8 protein-coding genes are annotated in these 18,849 nt (G+C 37.3%); 4 read left to right on the top strand and 4 right to left on the bottom strand.

Annotated elements, in window-relative coordinates; genetic code table 11:
• Positions 1 to 23: 23 nt before the first annotated feature.
• From EDF66_RS12875 to EDF66_RS12860, 4 genes are all read right to left on the bottom strand, one after another.
• A complete protein-coding gene (locus EDF66_RS12875; protein ID WP_243656042.1) occupies positions 24 to 4,070 on the bottom strand; it encodes a hybrid sensor histidine kinase/response regulator transcription factor in 4,047 nt (1,348 codons plus the stop codon).
• Positions 4,071 to 4,234: 164 nt separating this feature from the next.
• The gene (locus tag EDF66_RS12870; protein ID WP_132843097.1) at positions 4,235 to 5,620 is read right to left on the bottom strand and encodes a sulfatase; all 1,386 of its coding nucleotides are present in this window, start codon (positions 5,618 to 5,620) and stop codon (positions 4,235 to 4,237) included.
• Positions 5,621 to 5,647: 27 nt separating this feature from the next.
• Positions 5,648 to 7,699, bottom strand: a complete 2,052-nt coding sequence (locus EDF66_RS12865) for a RagB/SusD family nutrient uptake outer membrane protein (protein ID WP_165902436.1) — start codon at positions 7,697 to 7,699, stop codon at positions 5,648 to 5,650.
• Positions 7,700 to 7,726: 27 nt separating this feature from the next.
• Entirely contained in the window at positions 7,727 to 10,870 is a 3,144-nt protein-coding gene (locus tag EDF66_RS12860; protein ID WP_132843093.1) for a SusC/RagA family TonB-linked outer membrane protein, read from the bottom strand.
• A gap of 630 nt (positions 10,871 to 11,500) precedes the next feature.
• Here EDF66_RS12860 and EDF66_RS12855 point away from each other — a divergent pair.
• From EDF66_RS12855 to hepC (EDF66_RS12840), 4 genes are read left to right on the top strand one after another with little or no spacing between them, the layout of a single operon-like run.
• A complete protein-coding gene (locus tag EDF66_RS12855; protein WP_132843091.1) occupies positions 11,501 to 12,706 on the top strand; it encodes a glycoside hydrolase family 88 protein in 1,206 nt (401 codons plus the stop codon).
• A gap of 48 nt (positions 12,707 to 12,754) precedes the next feature.
• A complete protein-coding gene (gene hepC, locus EDF66_RS12850) occupies positions 12,755 to 14,707 on the top strand; it encodes a heparin-sulfate lyase HepC (protein ID WP_132843089.1) in 1,953 nt (650 codons plus the stop codon).
• 3 nt (positions 14,708 to 14,710) lie between these two features.
• Positions 14,711 to 16,669, top strand: coding sequence for a heparin-sulfate lyase HepC (gene hepC / locus EDF66_RS12845; protein ID WP_132843088.1), 1,959 nt, complete (start codon positions 14,711 to 14,713; stop codon positions 16,667 to 16,669).
• Positions 16,670 to 16,695: 26 nt separating this feature from the next.
• Positions 16,696 to 18,672: a heparin-sulfate lyase HepC gene (gene hepC / locus EDF66_RS12840; RefSeq protein WP_132843086.1), complete on the top strand. Its 1,977-nt coding sequence runs from the start codon at positions 16,696 to 16,698 to the stop codon at positions 18,670 to 18,672.
• The last annotated feature ends 177 nt before the right edge of the window (positions 18,673 to 18,849 follow it).

The following is an 18,849-nucleotide window of genomic DNA, read 5'->3' as shown; positions in this document are numbered from 1 at the left end:
TATACAGGTAAATATATTAATTTTTAAGCATCTCTTCTACTAGCATATTCCGATGGCATATAGCCATAATACTGTTTAAATGCCGTTGAAAAATAAGATGGTGAGTTGAAACCGCACATGTAAGCAATTTGTGCTATGGTATAACGTTGCGACTGCATGAGCTCGACGGCCTTTGTAAAACGAATTCTTTTAATAAAATCTGTTGCAGATTCACCTGTTATAGCTTTAAATTTAAGATACAAATTAGATCTGCTCATACCGATCTCCCGGCTAAATTTCTCGACCGAGAAATCTGAATTTGATAAATGTTTTTCGATAATTGCAACGGCCTCTTTCAGAAACTCTTCATCGAGTGTATTGAATGCAATATTCTCAGGAACAATCTCCTTATTTTCTGCATAGTATTCTTTAAGCCTTTTACGAGATTTCAACAGATTGAATAGTTTTGCTTTGAGCAATGCAGGCGAAAAGGGTTTAGTAATATAATCATCCGCTCCCATTTCCAATCCCTTTAATTGCTGTGAGGTTTCAGATTTTGCTGTCAGTAAAATAACCGGAATATGGGATGTATTGATGTTTTGTTTTATACGTTTACATAAGTGTAATCCGTCAAGCTCGGGCATCATGACATCACTTAATACGAGGTCAAACTGTTCAGTTTCTAAATATTTTAAAGCCATTTGTCCGTCCGCTGCTGTAGAGATGTCAAAACTATCTTCCAAAAATCTTTTAAGATAGTTGAGTATTTCTTCATTGTCATCTACAACCAAAATTTTGGTGTGTTTAAACAATTGCTTCTCTTTTGACTCGATAATATCCGCATTCCCATCAGAATCTGCTACATTCAATTCATTATTTTCAGGAATTGATACAAGTTCATGTTCATCATTTTTCTGCTCTGCATCAACGTAGTACTGATCAGAGATCGGGAGTTCGATGAAAAATCGACTTCCTTTACCTAGTTCACTTTCTACATATATACGGCCGTGATGCAACTCAACTAAACGTTTGGTAAATGCAAGACCTACACCAGATCCCAAATTAGCTTCCTCTCCTTCAATCTGATAGAAACGATCAAATACTTTATCCAGTTGATCATGCGCTATACCTGTCCCTGTATCACTCACTTCTATTCTGGCAAAATCGTCCTGAACAGAAAACGAAACGGCAATACGATGATGACTTGAAGTATATTTGAATGCATTTGAAAGTAAATTAAAAAGTATCCTCTCTACTGCATCCTTATCAAAAAAGAATGATAAGGTAGTAATTTCAGACTTAAACACGTACTGAACACCATTTTTCTCAGCTAAAGAGCTGAAGGATTCGTAAATTTCTTTTAAAAAGCTAACCAGATCACTTTTATGAACACGCAATTTCCGAGTACCGCGCTCTGTTTTTTTAAATTCAAACAGCTGATCCACCAAATGGTATAAGCGTCTTGCATTTACCAACATAAGTTCATGTTGTTTTTTAAGCCACTTATCTGCCCCAGCTCTGCTCACCATCTCTTCCAGAGGTCCGAGCAATAAAGTCAATGGAGTTCTTAATTCATGGGAAACATTGGTGAAAAAATCCATTTTAACCTGGTTAATATAACGTACCTTTTCCTTATCAAGCCGCTCCATTTTCAATTGTTGCAAAGTTCTTATGCGCTCGGAAACGATACGATAAGCCAAATAAGCTAAACCACCAACTAAGCACAGCAACAAGAGATAAAACCAAGTAGATTTATACCACAAAGGTTGAATTCTAATCTCAAGCTTTTTGACACTACTTTCTTCTCCATTAGGTCCTTTAGCCTTAACTAGCAACGTATAATTTCCAGCGGGAACATTGTTATAACTTACCTTTGGATCCTCACTTTGCTGCCATTGGGTATCGAAGCCATCTAACTTGTAAAGATAGGCAGTACGATTAGCTGAAAGATAATTGAAGCTATTAAAATAAATGCTAAACTGCTTATTTTCCGGCCCTAAGGTAATTTCAACAGTCTGATCTATGGGTAGATCTAATATATTAGTTTGATCGTGTGCTACTATATTTTTACCAAAAACTTCCAAACCTGTAAACCGAAGTTGTAGTTTTATAGGCTCCTGTTTTACCCACGAAGGATAGAAATATGAAATGCCTTTAATACCACCGAACAGTAACATCCCATCAGATGTACGGCAAAATGCATATTCGTTAAATTGATTGCTTTGCAGTCCATCTTTTTCATCGTAACTATGTGAAGTACCCTTGTCTGGATTAAATTGTATCAACCCTTGGTTGGTCGATATCCAAAGATTGCCCTCCTCATCGGGTACGATACCATAAATGTTTCCCTTAAAAAAATCTTTTCTCGTATCATGGGTGACAAATGCGCGACTCGATTCATCGTATAAACTGATTCCTCGACGTGTACCGATCCATATACGTCCCTTTTTATCTTCAGTGATGCAGTTAATCACATCGTCTGCCAATTTTGAATTGGGCAAAAATGCAAACAAAAGGTTATCTGGATAAAATTGTGTGACACCGCTTGTTGTGCCGATCCAGATTCTTTTCTTGCTGTCTTGAAACAGATAAGTAATCTCGTCCGAACGCAATCGTCTTCTGGCATTGTCCAAAAGAATATGCTTGAAGGTTCCTTTCTGTGGATCAAACTGATCGAGTCCTGAATATGTCCCTACCCAAATACGTCCTTTATCATCTTTAAGCAAGCTATACACAAGATCTCCAGCTATACTCTGCTGATCGAGATCGTTATGAACATAGTGTTTTACCATCCCCGTAGCTTTATTTAAGACGTTGAGTCCTCCATTATGTGTCCCAATAAGAACATCGTTATTGGAACTAAACACAAGAGATTTTATGTTATTGCTATTTAATCCCATTGCATTCCCTTCTGAAGCAGAATAATAACTGATTTGGTTTTTCTTTCGATTCCAAAAATTTAAGCCCCGATCATTAGTCCCAATCCATACATTCCCATCAGAATCTTCCTTGATGATACTAACGACTTCATCATTGAGAGAAAGATTTCCAGTTTTTCTGCTTAATAGGTTAAACTTGATATGTTTTTGATGGTAATAGTTGACACCCCCATAATAAGTTCCTAACCACATGCCCTTTTGTCGATCTTGAAAAATACAACGAACTGAATTTTGGCTCAGCGCGAAAGGCTGAGAGACTTCATGGAAATAATTTTGGAATATCTTGGTATTAGGATTATAAATAGAAAGCCCCCGAAATGTTCCTAACCAGATATTACCCAACTGATCTTTATAAATAGTACGAACATTATTGTCTGCGATGGAATTTTTATTAGGTCGATGACGCTCAATTTGAGTAACTCCTTTGCTCTTATGCAAAGTGACTAGGCCCGATCCTTCTGTTCCGATAAGCAAAAGATCGCCATCTATATAAGCACAGTTAATCACAGGTTTGCTGATACCAATATCTATTTTGTCAAGTTTTTGTTTATGAGCATCAATTTTAAAAAGCCCGACTTCTGTTCCTACTACAATTGTTTTTTGCCAGGAACTGATAAAAGAAATACGTTTAATACCATAAGCACTGACATCAATAGTAAGGGAATTAAACTTTTTTTGAGTTTTAGAAAAGATAAAGATGTCTCCGCCAGTTGAACTAGCCCATAGATTTTTATTTTCATCTTCAACAATACTAGAGACACTCCATTCGCCTGCAGTGCGTGCTAATGGATAATTTTCAAAATCATCCGTATCATAATTATATTTACTGATACCCCGATCGCCACCTACCCAAAGCTGACCACTTTTATCAACATACAAGTAACTGATATAACTGGAAACAATACTTTTTGAATTTGTATTTGAGGATCTATAAATGGTAAAACGCTTCCCATCGTACCGGTTTAATCCATCTTTGGTCCCGATCCACATGAAGCCAACGGTATCTTGTGTAATTGAGAAAACAGTACTTTGAGATAGGCCCTTTTCTACTGAAATATTGCGAAAATGCCTCTCGTCTTGCTGACCAAAAACACAATTTGTTATCCATTGAACAAAGATCAGGCTAAAACACAAATACCAAACTCTCATCATTAATTTATATCAAACTAAGATAAATTTATTTTACACATAATAACAGCATATATAAAATAAATTTATCGATATCTCCTCTAGCATCAAGAATTATTTTATAGCGGAAATAAAAATTGCAATCATTAAAAGTTTAAAACCAGCAGAAAGAATCTTTGATATTAAACTTAAAGTTGATACTCAAAAGAATCTCCGTTTTCTTTACACCACTTTTTGAGATAATTACGCATAGTGATCAGCTTTTTTCCAAAAACCTTGTCAACAGATAAGTTTCTCATCTCTCCTGGATCTTTTTTGAGATCAAATAATTGTTCTTTAATTTCACCTTCGTTATATACAATATACTTATAATCCTTCGTTATAACTGCTCTTCCATTGATACCAAGCAATCTTTCATTGTCTGCAAAATCGGTCTCAATAACCAACGTATCACGCAATTGGTAACTGGGATTTACAATTCTTTTACTAAGATCAACTCCCTTTAGATAAGAGGGAAGTTTTACACCTGTAAAACCACCAATTGTTGGAATAATATCAATTCCATTACAAACCAACATATCGTCAGTAGTCGGCCTCCATACGCCTATTTTGGAAATGATAAAAGGAACTCTGACAGACTCTTCATAAAGAATCTGCTTTTGATTCCAACGATGCGCCGCATAACCATCACCATGGTCTGATGTAAAGATTACGATCGTATTTTTCTCCAAGTTATACTTTTTTAAAGACCCTAAAACCATACCAATATAAGTGTCTACCTTTTCTACTAGACGATTGTATGCCCATCGATATTGACGCCATTGATCATCCGTCCATTCAACAGTAGGATAAGTTCCAGGATTGACTTTCTGTTGCTCTCTAACAATCATAGGTTCATTGGGCTGAATACCTGCGTTAACGGGCAATGGAGGGCATAAATGTGGCGCAGGTGCATCTTCTAAAATATCCATCTTAAGAGCATCTCCCCGCGCCCACTCGCAGATATCATGCGGATTCAGAAATGACGCTACCAATAAAAAGCGATTTTCTTGATTTTCTTTTAAAAAACGGGCACAATAGGACGGAGTTGCCGCATCATTGTAATCTAAAAAATCTGTGTTTTTTATGTATTCAAATCCATGCTGACTAATCTTTGCGGTGGGTAAAGGCAAATGCCACTTACCAACATAACCAGTTTTATAACCTCCATCCTGCAAGATTTTACCCATAACCAGAATACTATCTGTCCAATTTCCATCTTTCTCTGGTACATTGCCCACAACTGCAGTCTCAAAAGGCATTTTTCCGCTAAAAATAGCCGTACGTGATGGCGTACAGAGGGGTTGTGCACAATAGGCTTTCGTAAATTTGACTCCATTTGCCGCCAGCCGGTCCATGGCTGGCGTATGCAAATAATTATTTCCAGCATTGCTCATCGCTGCGGCAGTTTGCTGATCGGTCATAATAATTAAAATATTAGGCCTAGACTGCATTGTTAAAGAATCCTGCTTTTCCTTTCCAAATATTATTGATGGTAAGAACAATAATAAAACTACTGCTATCGATTTTTTCATACCTTTTTTAATAATGGTTACATTAAACTAATACCCAGGATTTTGATTAATTGATGTATTTACATCTGTTTCACTCAATGGGATTGGATAAAGTTCATGTTGATTGGCTCTGAAATTAGCAAATGACAAGTACGTATAATTTGGACGAATTAATGATTTTGTCAATGCAATTTTCGCTCCTAGTAAGTTCCAACGAATCAAATCTCCTCTACGTCCACCTTCAAAACATAATTCACGTGCTCTTTCACTAACGATCACATCGAAAAATTGTTCCTTAGATTTACCCGACATCAAATCGGCATCATTAGCTGTTGGCTTGACTAATAGTGTCGCTTTTACAACAGCGGGGCTTGCATAAGTGAACTCCACCCCAGTACTGACTGCTGAAGAGTTTCCAGAAGTGTGTGATGGAGCTGTACTAGTGGAAGTTCCTGCGGTTGCTACCCGATAATAATTACTACCCTGCTTTACATAAGTTCCAACAGAATAGGATTTGGAAGATACCCAATTTGACACGTTATCAGGCCAAGGATTTGAAACAGTAACCGTAGGAACAGAGGTGTATCCGTAACCTGCATTAACAGTGTTGGGATAACCGGTGGTCACGATGGTCATTGGGCCTAATGTGCCAGAAGTAGCGATGAGATTGGCCCCTCCTATAGCTCCTGTCCCTCCACCATCAACAATCGTAAAAGTAGGAACAGCTGAATAACCGCTTCCTGGTGTTAAGACATCGATTGAAATACTTCTACCCGCTGTATTGACCCCATAACCTCTCCGTCTTACCTCGTTAATAGCATCGTAAGCTAATGTGTTAGGTCCATTGTTTAATTCGTTTTCTACCTCAGCACGCATCAACAGTACGTCTGAATAACGCATAATAACGGTGTTGATATTGGTGCTTTGTAGTTCTTGCAAAGTTCCTGTTTGATACTCTCTGCTCCATTTTCCGACCTTCCAGTTCTCATCACCTCTAGCTGCTAAGTAAGGAACTCGGCGTCCTTTTGCATCAATGGAAAATGCGGCAACAGCAAAATCTCGACGTACATCTTTCGTATCAAACGAATCAAAAAATGGTTTGAGAACCAAAACTCTTGAATTAGCCTGTCTATAAACACCGTTCACGGTAGTTGGTGCATTGAATTGACCAATTGAATTACCGCCGATAGTAGAATTAGCCTGATTAAAAAAGGCCACTTCAAATAAACTCTCTTTAGGTTCCAGAATATGCTGACTCTGGTTTTTAAATACTTTAGTATAATCGTCATTGAGACTGTAGAGCTTGCTACCAATCACTTCATCAATCTGTTGCTTGGCCAAAGTATAATATTCCTTATAGTTTGCTGGTCTTTCCACACTTCCTATGCCACCATTGTTGCGAAGAGAATATCCACCTGCATATAAGGCCACCTTAGCTAAAACAGCCTTAGCCCCCCATTTATTAATCCGCTCATCTGTAGGAAGAGTTTCAGGTAATAAATCTGCAGCCTCTTTCATATCTTTGATAATCTGATCGTATATAACATAACGGTCAGTGGACGGAACATCAAACTTTTCACCTGTTTGCGATGGGGTAAGTTTTAAAGGTACATCACCAAAAAGCCGTACCAGGTCAAAGTAAAAATAGCTACGCAAAAATTTAGCTTCCCCGATCAATCTGTTGAGCAGTGCCTTTTGAGTGTCCGATCCATTAGTATAAGCATCCATTTTGGGGATTTGAGCTAAAACAACATTCGCTCGACCTACTCCTTGGAAAAGAGCAATCCAAGTCTGATCGAGAAAAGAGCTTTCCTTAGTCGCCGCATAATGAGGTATGGCACGCCATTGATTAGCATCTACATTTCCATCAATTTGTGAAACATCGGTATCATTATCGTAAATTAAATTAATGTACCAGCCATAAGTTGCCTGTTGGCCAAGTGACTGATATACGCCTAAAGTTGCCATAAAAGCCTGATTTTCATTTTCGAAAAAATTGGCACTGGTAAAAGAAGAATATGGTTCTACTTCTAATGTTTTCTTACAAGATGTAGCCGTTAGTGACAAACAAATCGCGCTTACTATGAGTCTATTATTCATGAATTTCATGTTCATCTCGATTTATAATTAAAAGGATAGATTAACACCCGCTACTACAGATTTTGCTCTTGGATAAGCACTAAAGTCAACTCCTGGAGTTAATGGGTTTTTGATAACACTTACTTCTGGATCATAACCTGAATATTTCGAGAATACGTGCAGGTTATAAGCAGTTACATAAATACGTGCATTTGCAATTTTCACCGCATTTAACCATTTCTTTGGTAAAGTGTAGCCCAGACTAATATTATTGATCCGGAGAAAAGAACCGTCTTCAATCATTTTATCATACAATCGTCTGTCTTGTGCACCGATGGTGTTAGGAATGGTTTTACCTTGGTTTAACGCAGTCAGTTCTTCTGGTGTAGCAATTTGACCGTTAGCATTGATCGTAGTCCAACGATCAGCCATATAAGCAAAGTCATTGCTGTACTCATCTAAAAGCTGCATATTTAATTTATTCGCATTGTAGATTTTATTCCCGATCACCCAGTTGATAAATACGCTAAGATCGACGCCCTTATAGCTAAATGTATTATTAAAACCCCCGGTAAACTTAGGATTTCCATTACCCAGGACTGTACGATCTTTCTCATCAATCTTATTATCACCATTGATATCTTTAAATTTGATATAACCAGGTCTTACACTAATTGCATCAGTTGTGACACCGCTTTTTAGGGTATAGATATTGGTCGTCGCGTTGTAATCAAAATCGTTTACTTCATAGAGACCATCTTGAATATAGCCATACATCGCACCGACAGGTTGTCCAACTTGCAAAATATAATCGTTGGTAGTGGTATAACTAGGTACAACCATAGATGTCTCATTTTGAGTTAAACTCAACACTTTGGTTTTATTGAAAGCAAAATTCAATGTACTGTTCCAAGTAAAATCTGCTTTACGCACATTTACGGTGTTTAAGGTTACTTCAACTCCTTTACTGGAGGTTGTTCCTATATTTCTCAGCTGCGTAGCAAATCCTGAACTCGCTGGTATACGCGAACTGAAAAGTAAATCTTTAGAACGATTACTATATACCTCTGTTGTCAAGGTGATTCTTTGATTAAATAAACCAAGATCCAAACCAATATTAGCACTTTGCAAAGCCTCCCATTTCAATTTTGGATTTGGTAGGGTATTCAACACTGTCCCAGTAACAGGCTGGTTATTTAGTGGATAACTGATATTTCCAAAAGTACCGAATGCTAAATAATTATTAATTCTATTGTTTCCTGAAGTACCGTAACTAAACCGTAACTTCAAATCTGACACGGAGGGTAAGGATTTCATAAAATCCTCCTGATTAATCTTCCATGCTACGGCTGCTGCAGGAAAAATTCCCCAGCGATGGTCTTCTCCGAATTTGGATGATCCATCAACACGTAAACTAGCTGTTAATAGGTATTTTCCTTTATAGCCATAATTGGATCTACCGAAAAATGATAGCATTTTCTCATCCTGTGCAAATGAATTTGGAACAACGGTAAGAGTTCCGAAGCCCAAATTGTCCCATCCTAAATTTTCTGCTGGAAATGCAGATGCCGAAGTGGAAAACCCTTCATTATAATTATAGATATACTCCTGACCAAGTGAAACATCAAACTTATGTTTGTCATTAAATGTATTGGCATAGGTTAAGATATTGCTATAATTGAAACGCGAAGATTCATTTTGAGCGATACTGCCAAAAGGACCTCCACTTCGAATGGCAATAGTGGATTTAGCGTCTGTAAATGCTTTGTTTTTAGTATTGATGTCAGAATAACTTACAAGACCACGGTAGGTCAGATCCTTGAAAATATTGTACTGTAACGTTGCACTTAAGTTTAATGATTTTATGCGGTTGTCCCGTTGATTAGATTCGGCTGCAGTTTGTGGGTTCTGGAATGTTGGTAATGAAGGTGAGGGATCTAAAGGATCTAAATCCTGTGTCAATAAATCTTCATCGGTACCCGTAAGACCAATAATCGGCCTATATTGTAAAATATTTTGCAAGAAACTCAAGCGTGTATTACCGCCTTCACTTGTACCTATACCTGTAATCTGTTGGTTAGCGTAATTAACGATAGCATTAACAGAAAACTTCTTACTTGGACTATGGTTTATGGTCAGTTTAGCGATATCTTTAACAGAACCGCTCGAAATCATGATACCATCATCCTGGTTATGAGAATAGAATGCATTAAACTGAGTTTCTTTTCCGCCACCATTAACACTAAATTTATGGTACTGACTACTCGCAGTATTACCAAAAAGTACTTCTTGATAATTATTTCCTGGCCTATGTTCGTAATTCTTCTTCAAATCTTCGAAAGAGCCGTAAGCACCAAGAAATTTTTGTGCTATAGCAGGTGAAGAGTTTGCGGCATATTCATATTGGGCTAAAACATACTCGTATCCGGATAATAAAGGAAGCTCTTTATTGATTTTTTTTGCTCCGAAATAACCATCGTAATTAATTCGAACCTTTCCTGACTTGCTTTTTTTGGTCGTGATAAGGATGACCCCGTTTGCACCTCGGGCTCCATAAATAGAAGTTGAAGATGCATCTTTCATCACATCAACAGATTCGATATCCATAGGATCTAAAAATGCCAATCCATCAGTTTGCGGTACTCCGTCAACGACATATAAGGGTTCATTGCTCTGCGTGATGGACATCCCTCCACGTAAAGTGATCTTAGGCTCTGAACCCGGTGTCCCATCGGACATCGTTACCTGTGCTCCAGCGATACGACCTTGCAATGCCTGCGCAACATTCTGAACGGGAACTTTAGCCAATTCAGTGCCCGATACGGAAGATATAGCACCAGTCAGGTCCTTCCGCTGTACAGTTTGACCATAACCAACGACAACTACTTCGTTGAGGTTATTTTGCTCAGCCTGCAACTGCACATCTAGAGTTGTTTTGCCATTTACTTGCTGCTGCTGTGTTTTATAACCTAAGTAAGTAAATAATAGTGTTGCTCCGGATTTCACTTTAAGCTGATAATTGCCATTCTTTCCTGAAAGCGCTACATTAGAAGTGCCTTTTTCAGTTATGGTAGCCCCAGCAACCGGTTGATTGTCCTGATCTCTGACCACTCCTTTTATTAAAGACAGATCTTGTCCAGACGTCTGCAAAATACAGAAGAGGAGTGAAAAGAATAATAAGATTTGTTTCATGTTAGGTAGTTTGTTTAATTAGTTGCTATAATACCAAGTAATAGCCTGAGCGAGTTTCATAATTCTAAATCATTTATAGCACAAATGCAAAGGATCTTCCTTTATCATCTGTGCAAATTGGTTGAACAGTACTCGGCTATATTTGGTAGAAGCGAAAATAGCAACATCATTGCTTTTGATGTTTTAAATTTGTCTAAAATACTATCAAAATTAACCAATGCTATCTTCAAAAAGTTAAATAAGCCTATTTAGGATCTATTTGCGGTTTTTATAACGACTAATTTATAATAGCGAACTGAAAAAAATATAACGTGTTTTATTGACATCAAAACAATAAGAATGTTTGCTCGTCATTGTCTTATTTGATTCGATTGGTTTTCTTAAAAAAAACAAATACAACATCGGACTGAAATCCAAATGATAAACAAAACAAAATATTCCTTCTAATCAGATCTTCTTCTTTTAGTTTTTTTTGCATTAAGTCCCCATTGTCACAAAGATGTGGCTTTACAGGAATTCAACAAATTCAAAATCATTCTAGCAAAAATCAAAAGCCTATGGTCGGCATAACTCTTAATTTCACATCTCGTTAACAAACTAAAACATTATTAACCGATTTAATTACCTTTGATGAAGAAGACCTTAAGTACTCTACTATTTACTGCGGCTATTGCTTTTAATGGATATGCACAAAATAATAAAACAGCGGAGCCTTGGCTAAAGAAAGCAACTGCTGTGATCGACTATCAATTGAAGCAAGCAGGCGCTACCTATAGACCTGGACACAATCCTCGTTCTACAAATCCAGACGGATCGGTAAGATTGGCAGACTATAAAGATTGGACGACTGGTTTCTTTCCAGGCTCACTTTGGTATGGCTATGAGCTTACGGGAGATCAGGAACTAGCCAATCAAGCGAAACGATTTACACTTGCCTTAGATTCTGCAAGATACATCACAAATACCCATGATGTTGGTTTTATGTTATACAGCTCCTATGGAAATGCCTATCGCATTACGGGCGACAAATCTTATTTACCGGCACTAGCCGATGGTGCACAAAACTTGTATAACCGTTTCGATTCTAAAGTTGGCGCTATCCGCTCTTGGGATTTCTCGTGGTGGAAATTTCCTGTTATCATTGACAACATGATGAATCTGGAATATTTGTATTGGGCATCTGAACAATTTAAAAAACCAGAATATGCAGGTGCAGCAAGTACTCATGCATCAACAACGCTAAAAAATCATTTCAGAAAAGATTACAGTTCCTATCATGTAATCGACTATGATCCTAAAACAGGTAAAGTTATTGCGAAAAGGACCCATCAAGGAGTTACAGATGAATCTGCGTGGGCACGTGGACAGGCATGGGCTCTTTATGGTTATGCCATGTGCAATGAAAACGCTAAAAATGAAAAGTTTTTAGCTCAAGCGGAAAATATTGCAAAGTTTATCATGAATCACCCCACAATGCCTAAAGACAAAGTACCTGTATGGGATTTTGATGTTCATAATGCTCAGGATATAGAAGAAAAAGCACCACGAGATGCTTCTGCAGCAGCAGTAATTGCATCGGCACTCCTAAATTTGAGTACGCAAGTAAAAGATGGTCAAAAGTATTTCGATTATGCTGAAGATATTTTAGAGTCTCTATCTTCGGATGAATACCTTGCGAAAGCAGGTGAAAATAATTTCTTTATTTTGAAACACAGTGTTGGCGCTTTTCTATATAACTCAGAAATAGATACTCCATTGGATTACGCTGACTATTATTATCTAGAAGCTCTAAAACGATATGTTGCTATTACAGGTAATAAAAATATAAATAAATAGAATTAATTCTAATTTCACCACATTATGATGTCGTTTAAAGAACTTTTCATGAGCATCGCCTTTGCAATGCTAACAGCCATTGCAGTAGCACAAGAACCATTGATGACTAAAGAAAGTTTTAAAAACATCAATTTAGATCAACCGGGATTGGAAAAAGTTAAAAAATCAGTAGCTGCGGCATCATATGACCTTGCTGCAGCTGAACTGTTACACTATTATCGTGATCGTACATCTGTACGCCATCTTAATTTTAACAGTGATGACTATATCCAGCTCAAACGTAAAAAAATTGATGAGACAACAAAACAACTCGCAGAGGATATATTACTCCATAAATTTAAACCCCATAAAGGCTATCCAACCTATGATTATGGAAAAGAGATCAACTGGCAATACCGTCCTGTAAAGGATCAGTTATTAAGTACTTTCTTACATAGAACAGCATTTTGGGAAAATCTGGGTGTTGTTTACAGTAATACAAGTGATGAGCGATATGCTCTTGAGTGGTTTTTTCAGGTAAGTGACTATATAAAAAAAAACAAGCAAGGCACCTATTCAGATGAAAAAGATTATGGTTGGAAAGCATTTGTAGTATCGTTTAGACTAAATCATTGGAGCGGTCTTTTTAATCTCTTTCTTCGTTCGCCCAATTTTACACCCGCTTTTTTAATGGAATTTCTCAATTCGTACAATGAACAAGCAGATTATGTGATGGCAAACTATACTGATATTGGCAACCATCGTTTGTATGAAGCATTACACCTCATGTATGCGGGAAGCACTTTTCCTGAATTAAAAAATGCAAAATCATGGCGCGGAAGTGGAATTGAGGTATTAAATGCGGAAATTGAAAAACAGGTACTTCCGGATGGTATACAATTTGAGCTTTCCCCAGGATATCATATCGGTACGATTAAAATATTCTTAGATGCCTTACGCATTGCCCAATTGGCCGATATTGCGAGTGAGTTTCCCGAAACATACAGTAGGAAGGTAGAAAAAATGGTATTAGCTGTCGGCAAATATTCATTTCCAAATTATGAATACCCGCTATTTGGCAACTCATTTATGACTAGTAAGGCGCAAATGCTAAAGAACTATAAAGAATGGACGACTGTATTTCCGGATAATAAGACAATCGAATATTACGCTAGTGATGGTGCTTCGGGTCAGAAACCAAACTATCTATCAAGTGCTTTACCCAATGCCGGATTTTATGCCTTTCGTGACGGATGGGACATGAATGCAACTGTCATGCAGATCAAGGCAGGTCCACCTGCGTCATTTCACTCTCATCCTGACAATGGAAACTTTGTTCTCTGGATAAAAGGACGCAACTTTACCCCTGACGCCGGTAGCTTTATTTATGCTAATATTGGTCATCATGAAAATGAAAAACGAGATTGGTACCGCAGTACCAAAGCACATCAAACATTAACGTTGAACAATAAAAACATGGAGAATAATGCCAGATTAATCAACTGGGAAACCAGCGATAAGATCGATATGCTGAATTATATCAATTCAAGCTATAACGATCTTGAACATCAACGCACCTTTTTATTCGTCGACAAAAACTATTTTATTATTATTGACAGAGCTATTGGTGAAGGTACAGGTGAGCTTGATATCCATTTTAATTTAAAAGAAGACAACCAGCCTGTTGTTGATAGTGCAAAAAATCGGGTTTATACAACCTATACAGATGACAATAACTTGTTGATACAATCCTTAAATACTTCAGTTTCATTAAAGTTAGAGAAAAGCTTTGTGTCCTATGAATATCAAAAAGAAACAGCTAGAACAGCATTTGCTTTTGAACAACTAAAACCGGATAATAGAACAAAATCTTTTATCACGATCATTTACCCATTTGCCAAACAAGCACCCAAAATTGATTTAATTGAAAACAAAGATCACGATCTAGATAAAGGGTTTTTAGATATTAGCTTAGTAATAAATGGCTTAAAAACGACATTAAAAAAAGACTTAACACAATAGGTTATGAAAAAACTCATTCTACTTTGTATGTATCTCACATTTACTTTGCTCATCAAGGCCCAAGAAGCGCCTATTAACGCTGCAAGCTTTAGTATTGTAAATTTGGACTATCCAGGTCTTGAAACAGCAAAAATAAACTTTAACGCAAAAAAATATGATGTTGCAGCCAAAGCTTTACTTGATTATTATCGCGCCCGTACCGACTTAAAGGATAACAATTTTGTGAATTCGACGAAGTCCATTAGTGCTGCCAATCAGCAAAAGGCAGATAATAGCCTTTTACATAAATTCCAACCACACAAAGGTTATGGTTTTTTCGATTATGGGAAAGACATCAACTGGCAATTGTGGCCTGTAAAAGATAATGAAGTACGCTGGCAGCTGCACCGTGTAACATGGTGGGAGTCTATGGGTCTTGCTTATCGCAAAAGCAGTAATGAGGAGTATGCTAGAGAATGGGTATTTCAATTTAGAGATTGGGTAAAAAAAAATCCACTCGGATTATCTGCAGATAATGATCGATACGCTTGGCGAGCGTTGGAAATTTCAGAGCGCCTAAAAAGCTTACCAAATACTTTTGGTCTTTTTCTCTCCTCCCCCAACTTTACCCCTACTTTTTTAATGGATTTTCTACAATCTTACAATCAACAAGCAGAAGTTTTGCCTACTCGATATGCCGAAGAAGGAAATCACAGGCTTTTTGAAGCGCAACGCGAATTGGCTGCAGGTGCATTTTTCCCTGAACTAAAAGCTGCTGCAGCATGGCGAAAAAGTGGTGTGGAGATTCTTAATACTGAAATTAAAAAACAGGTTTTTGATGATGGTATGCAGTGGGAGCTAGCTCCGGGTTACCACAATGCAATGATCAGTACTTTTTTAGCTGGTCTACGTGCGGCACAGCAAGCAGGCTTGGAAAAAGAATTTCCAGCATCTTATAAGAGTACTATCGAAAAGATGGTACTCGCAACCATTAATTTTTCCTTTCCTGACTATACATTCCCCATGTTTGGTGATGCTTGGCTCACCGATAAAAGTGCCATGTTGAAACAATACAAGGATTGGGCAATAGCATTTCCAGATAATCAAGTGATCCGATATTTTTCCAGCGACGGTAAAAAAGGCACACTTCCCTCATATCTATCCACAGGGTTGACAGATGCTGGATTCTATACCTTTAGAAATGGATGGGATAGAAAATCAACAGTTATGGTATTAAAGGCAAGTCCTCCGGGAGAATTTCATGCACAGCCAGACAACGGCACTTTTGAATTATGGATAAAAGGCAGAAATTTTATGCCTGATGCAGGTTGTTTCGTCTATAGTGGTGACGCAGAGATTAATAAGCTACGTGAAGAATACCGCCAAACGAAAGTGCATAATACACTCACTCTTAATGATAAAAGTATGGTGATTACTAAAGCTAAATTGGAAAAATGGGAAAGCAACACGGATCTCGATATCTTGACCTACTCCAATCCTAGCTATAGTGATATGAGTCATCAACGTAGTATTTTATTTATTGATCAACACTATTTTTTGATTATTGACAGAGCGATCGGCATTGCAAATGGTAAATTGGCGATCCGTTTTCATCTTAAAGAAGATAGTAATCCTCATTACAACAGATCAAAAAACACGGTATACACGAGTTATACCGATGGTAATAATTTGTTGATACAGTCCCTTAACTTAGATAAAATAAATCTACTGGAGGAAAAGAGTAAGGTTTCATACCAATATCGTAAAGAATTAGAAAGACCAGCTCTCGGTTTTGAAAAGGAAAAACCGGACGGCAAACAGCAAACTTTTATCAGCATCCTATATCCATACAGTAATGACAAAGTTCCTGCCATTAGTCTAATTGAAAATCCTGATAACGAGTATGCAAGCGGAAAATTGGATATCACTCTCACAATAGATGGAAAAACGAAAAGGATTAAAGAACAATTATATTCAAAATAGTATTTACCGCACAGCAATTAAAAGCGATGAATTTAAGATCTATATTTATTATATGTACACTATTTATACAGATAGGCAGTACAAAAGCACAGAGCCCGATCACGAAAGAGAGTTTTAAACATATAAATCTAAACTTTCAGGGGCTTGAAAATGTAAAAAATGCAGTGGAGTCAGGCAAATATAATGATGCCGCTTCAGCCCTGCTAAAATACTACAGAATCAAACTCGGCTCTAGAAAACCCGACTTCAGTAACTTAGAAATTCCTGTTGATACTACTGGATCCCTTGATAATAAAACCTTTGAAACAGCCGAAAAGGCTTTACAACATCAATTTAAAACACAGGAAAGTTATGGCTTTTTTGATTTTGGAAAAGACATCAATTGGCAATTGTGGCCTGTTAAAGATAATGAAGTTCGTTGGCAGCTGCACCGGTTAAAATGGTGGCTCCCGATGGCTTTAGCATACCGCAGTACGAAAGATGAAAAATACGCTCAAGAGTGGGTTCTCCAGTTTGATGACTGGGTAAAAAAAAATCCTTTAGGATTATCTGCAGATAATGACCGTTTTGCCTGGCGTGCATTAGAGGTTTCTGACCGTATACAGAGTTTAGTGCCTACGATAAGTATTTTTATTAATTCGCCACATTTTACTTCCCAATTTCTGATCACTGTTCTAAACAGCTATCACCAACAAACGGAATACCTTCGTAACCATTATGCTAAGGAGGGAAACCATCGCCTCTTTGAAGCACAACGTACATTATTTGCAGGTGCTTCCTTTCCAGAGTTCTCCGATGCTGTAAATTGGCGAAAAAGTGGAATTGATGTCCTTAATTCTGAAATAATAAAACAAGTTTATGCCGATGGTGTTCAATATGAGCTATCTCCAGTTTATCATGCGGCCGCTATCGACATCTTTGCAAAGGCATATAAAGGGGCACAAAAAGCAGGTGTAGAAGATGAATTTCCAGCAAGTTATAAATTGACGGTAGAAAAAATGGCTATGGCCTTCATTAACATTACCTTTCCAAATTATAATCAGCCTATGTTTGGTGATTCTTGGTGGACAAAAAAAGAGCTAAGAATAAGACAATTTACAGCCTGGTCAGAACTCTTCCCTGAAAATCCATTTATCTCCTACTTTGCGAGCGATGGAAAAAAAGGTCAAAAGCCTAATTGGCTTTCCAATGCTTTAAACAATGCTGGTTTATATACATTTCGTAACGGTTGGGACAGAGCATCTACCATTTTGATACTCAAGGCGAGTCCTCCGGGAGAGTTTCATGCACAACCTGACAATGGTACTTTCGAACTTTGGGTAAACGGTAGGAATTTCACACCAGATGCTGGCTGTTTTGTATACAGTGGCGATGCTGAGATCATGAAAAAAAGAAACTGGTTTCGCCAAACCCGTGTACACAGTACAATGACTTTAAACAATCAAGACATGGTCATTACGAAAGCACAGCAGAACAAATGGACAACAAGTACCGATTTAGACGTGCTGACGTATACTAATCCCAGCTATCTAGACTTAAATCACCGAAGAACAGTCCTTTTTGTTGATAAAACATACTTTATTATTATAGACCAGGCTATAGGCGCTAAAACAGGAATATTAGGCGTTCATTATCAGTTAAAAGAAGATAGCAAACCTCAATTTGATAAGACTAAAAATAGGGTTTGGACAAGCTATTCTGATGGAAACAATTTACTTGTTCAGTGTCTGTCTCCTATAAAAACTGAATTAAAAAAGGAAGAGGGAAAAGTTTCGTACCAATACGGCACAGAAACAACACGACCTGCGCTAGTATTTGAAAAAAATAAGGATAATAAGAAAGATGCTTCTTTTGTAAGTGTGATGTATCCGTTTACTGGAGGAAAAGCGCCCAAAATTACACTTAAAGAAAATAAAGGAAATAACTATGCAGAGGGTGAGCTTGATCTGGTATTGACAATTGATGGCAAACGTAGAAATTTGAAACTCAATCTAAATAATTAATAAATTCCTGAGCCTTTATTAATACGAGGATTGGGTTTTTGATCTTATGTTTTTATTGCACAAAAATAAATTCATTCATAATCAGACATTTCCTATATTGAATGTATTTTTATTTTGCATATATCAAAAGAATATCTACCTTTGCATCACTCCAAACAACGAAATACTTGTTTGAAC

It is taken from the genome of Sphingobacterium sp. JUb20 (assembly GCF_004342035.1).
In the GTDB taxonomy this organism is placed as follows: domain Bacteria; phylum Bacteroidota; class Bacteroidia; order Sphingobacteriales; family Sphingobacteriaceae; genus Sphingobacterium; species Sphingobacterium anhuiense.
Note: the sequence above shows the minus strand (reverse complement) of the source record. Positions and strands in the feature narration are given on the sequence as shown.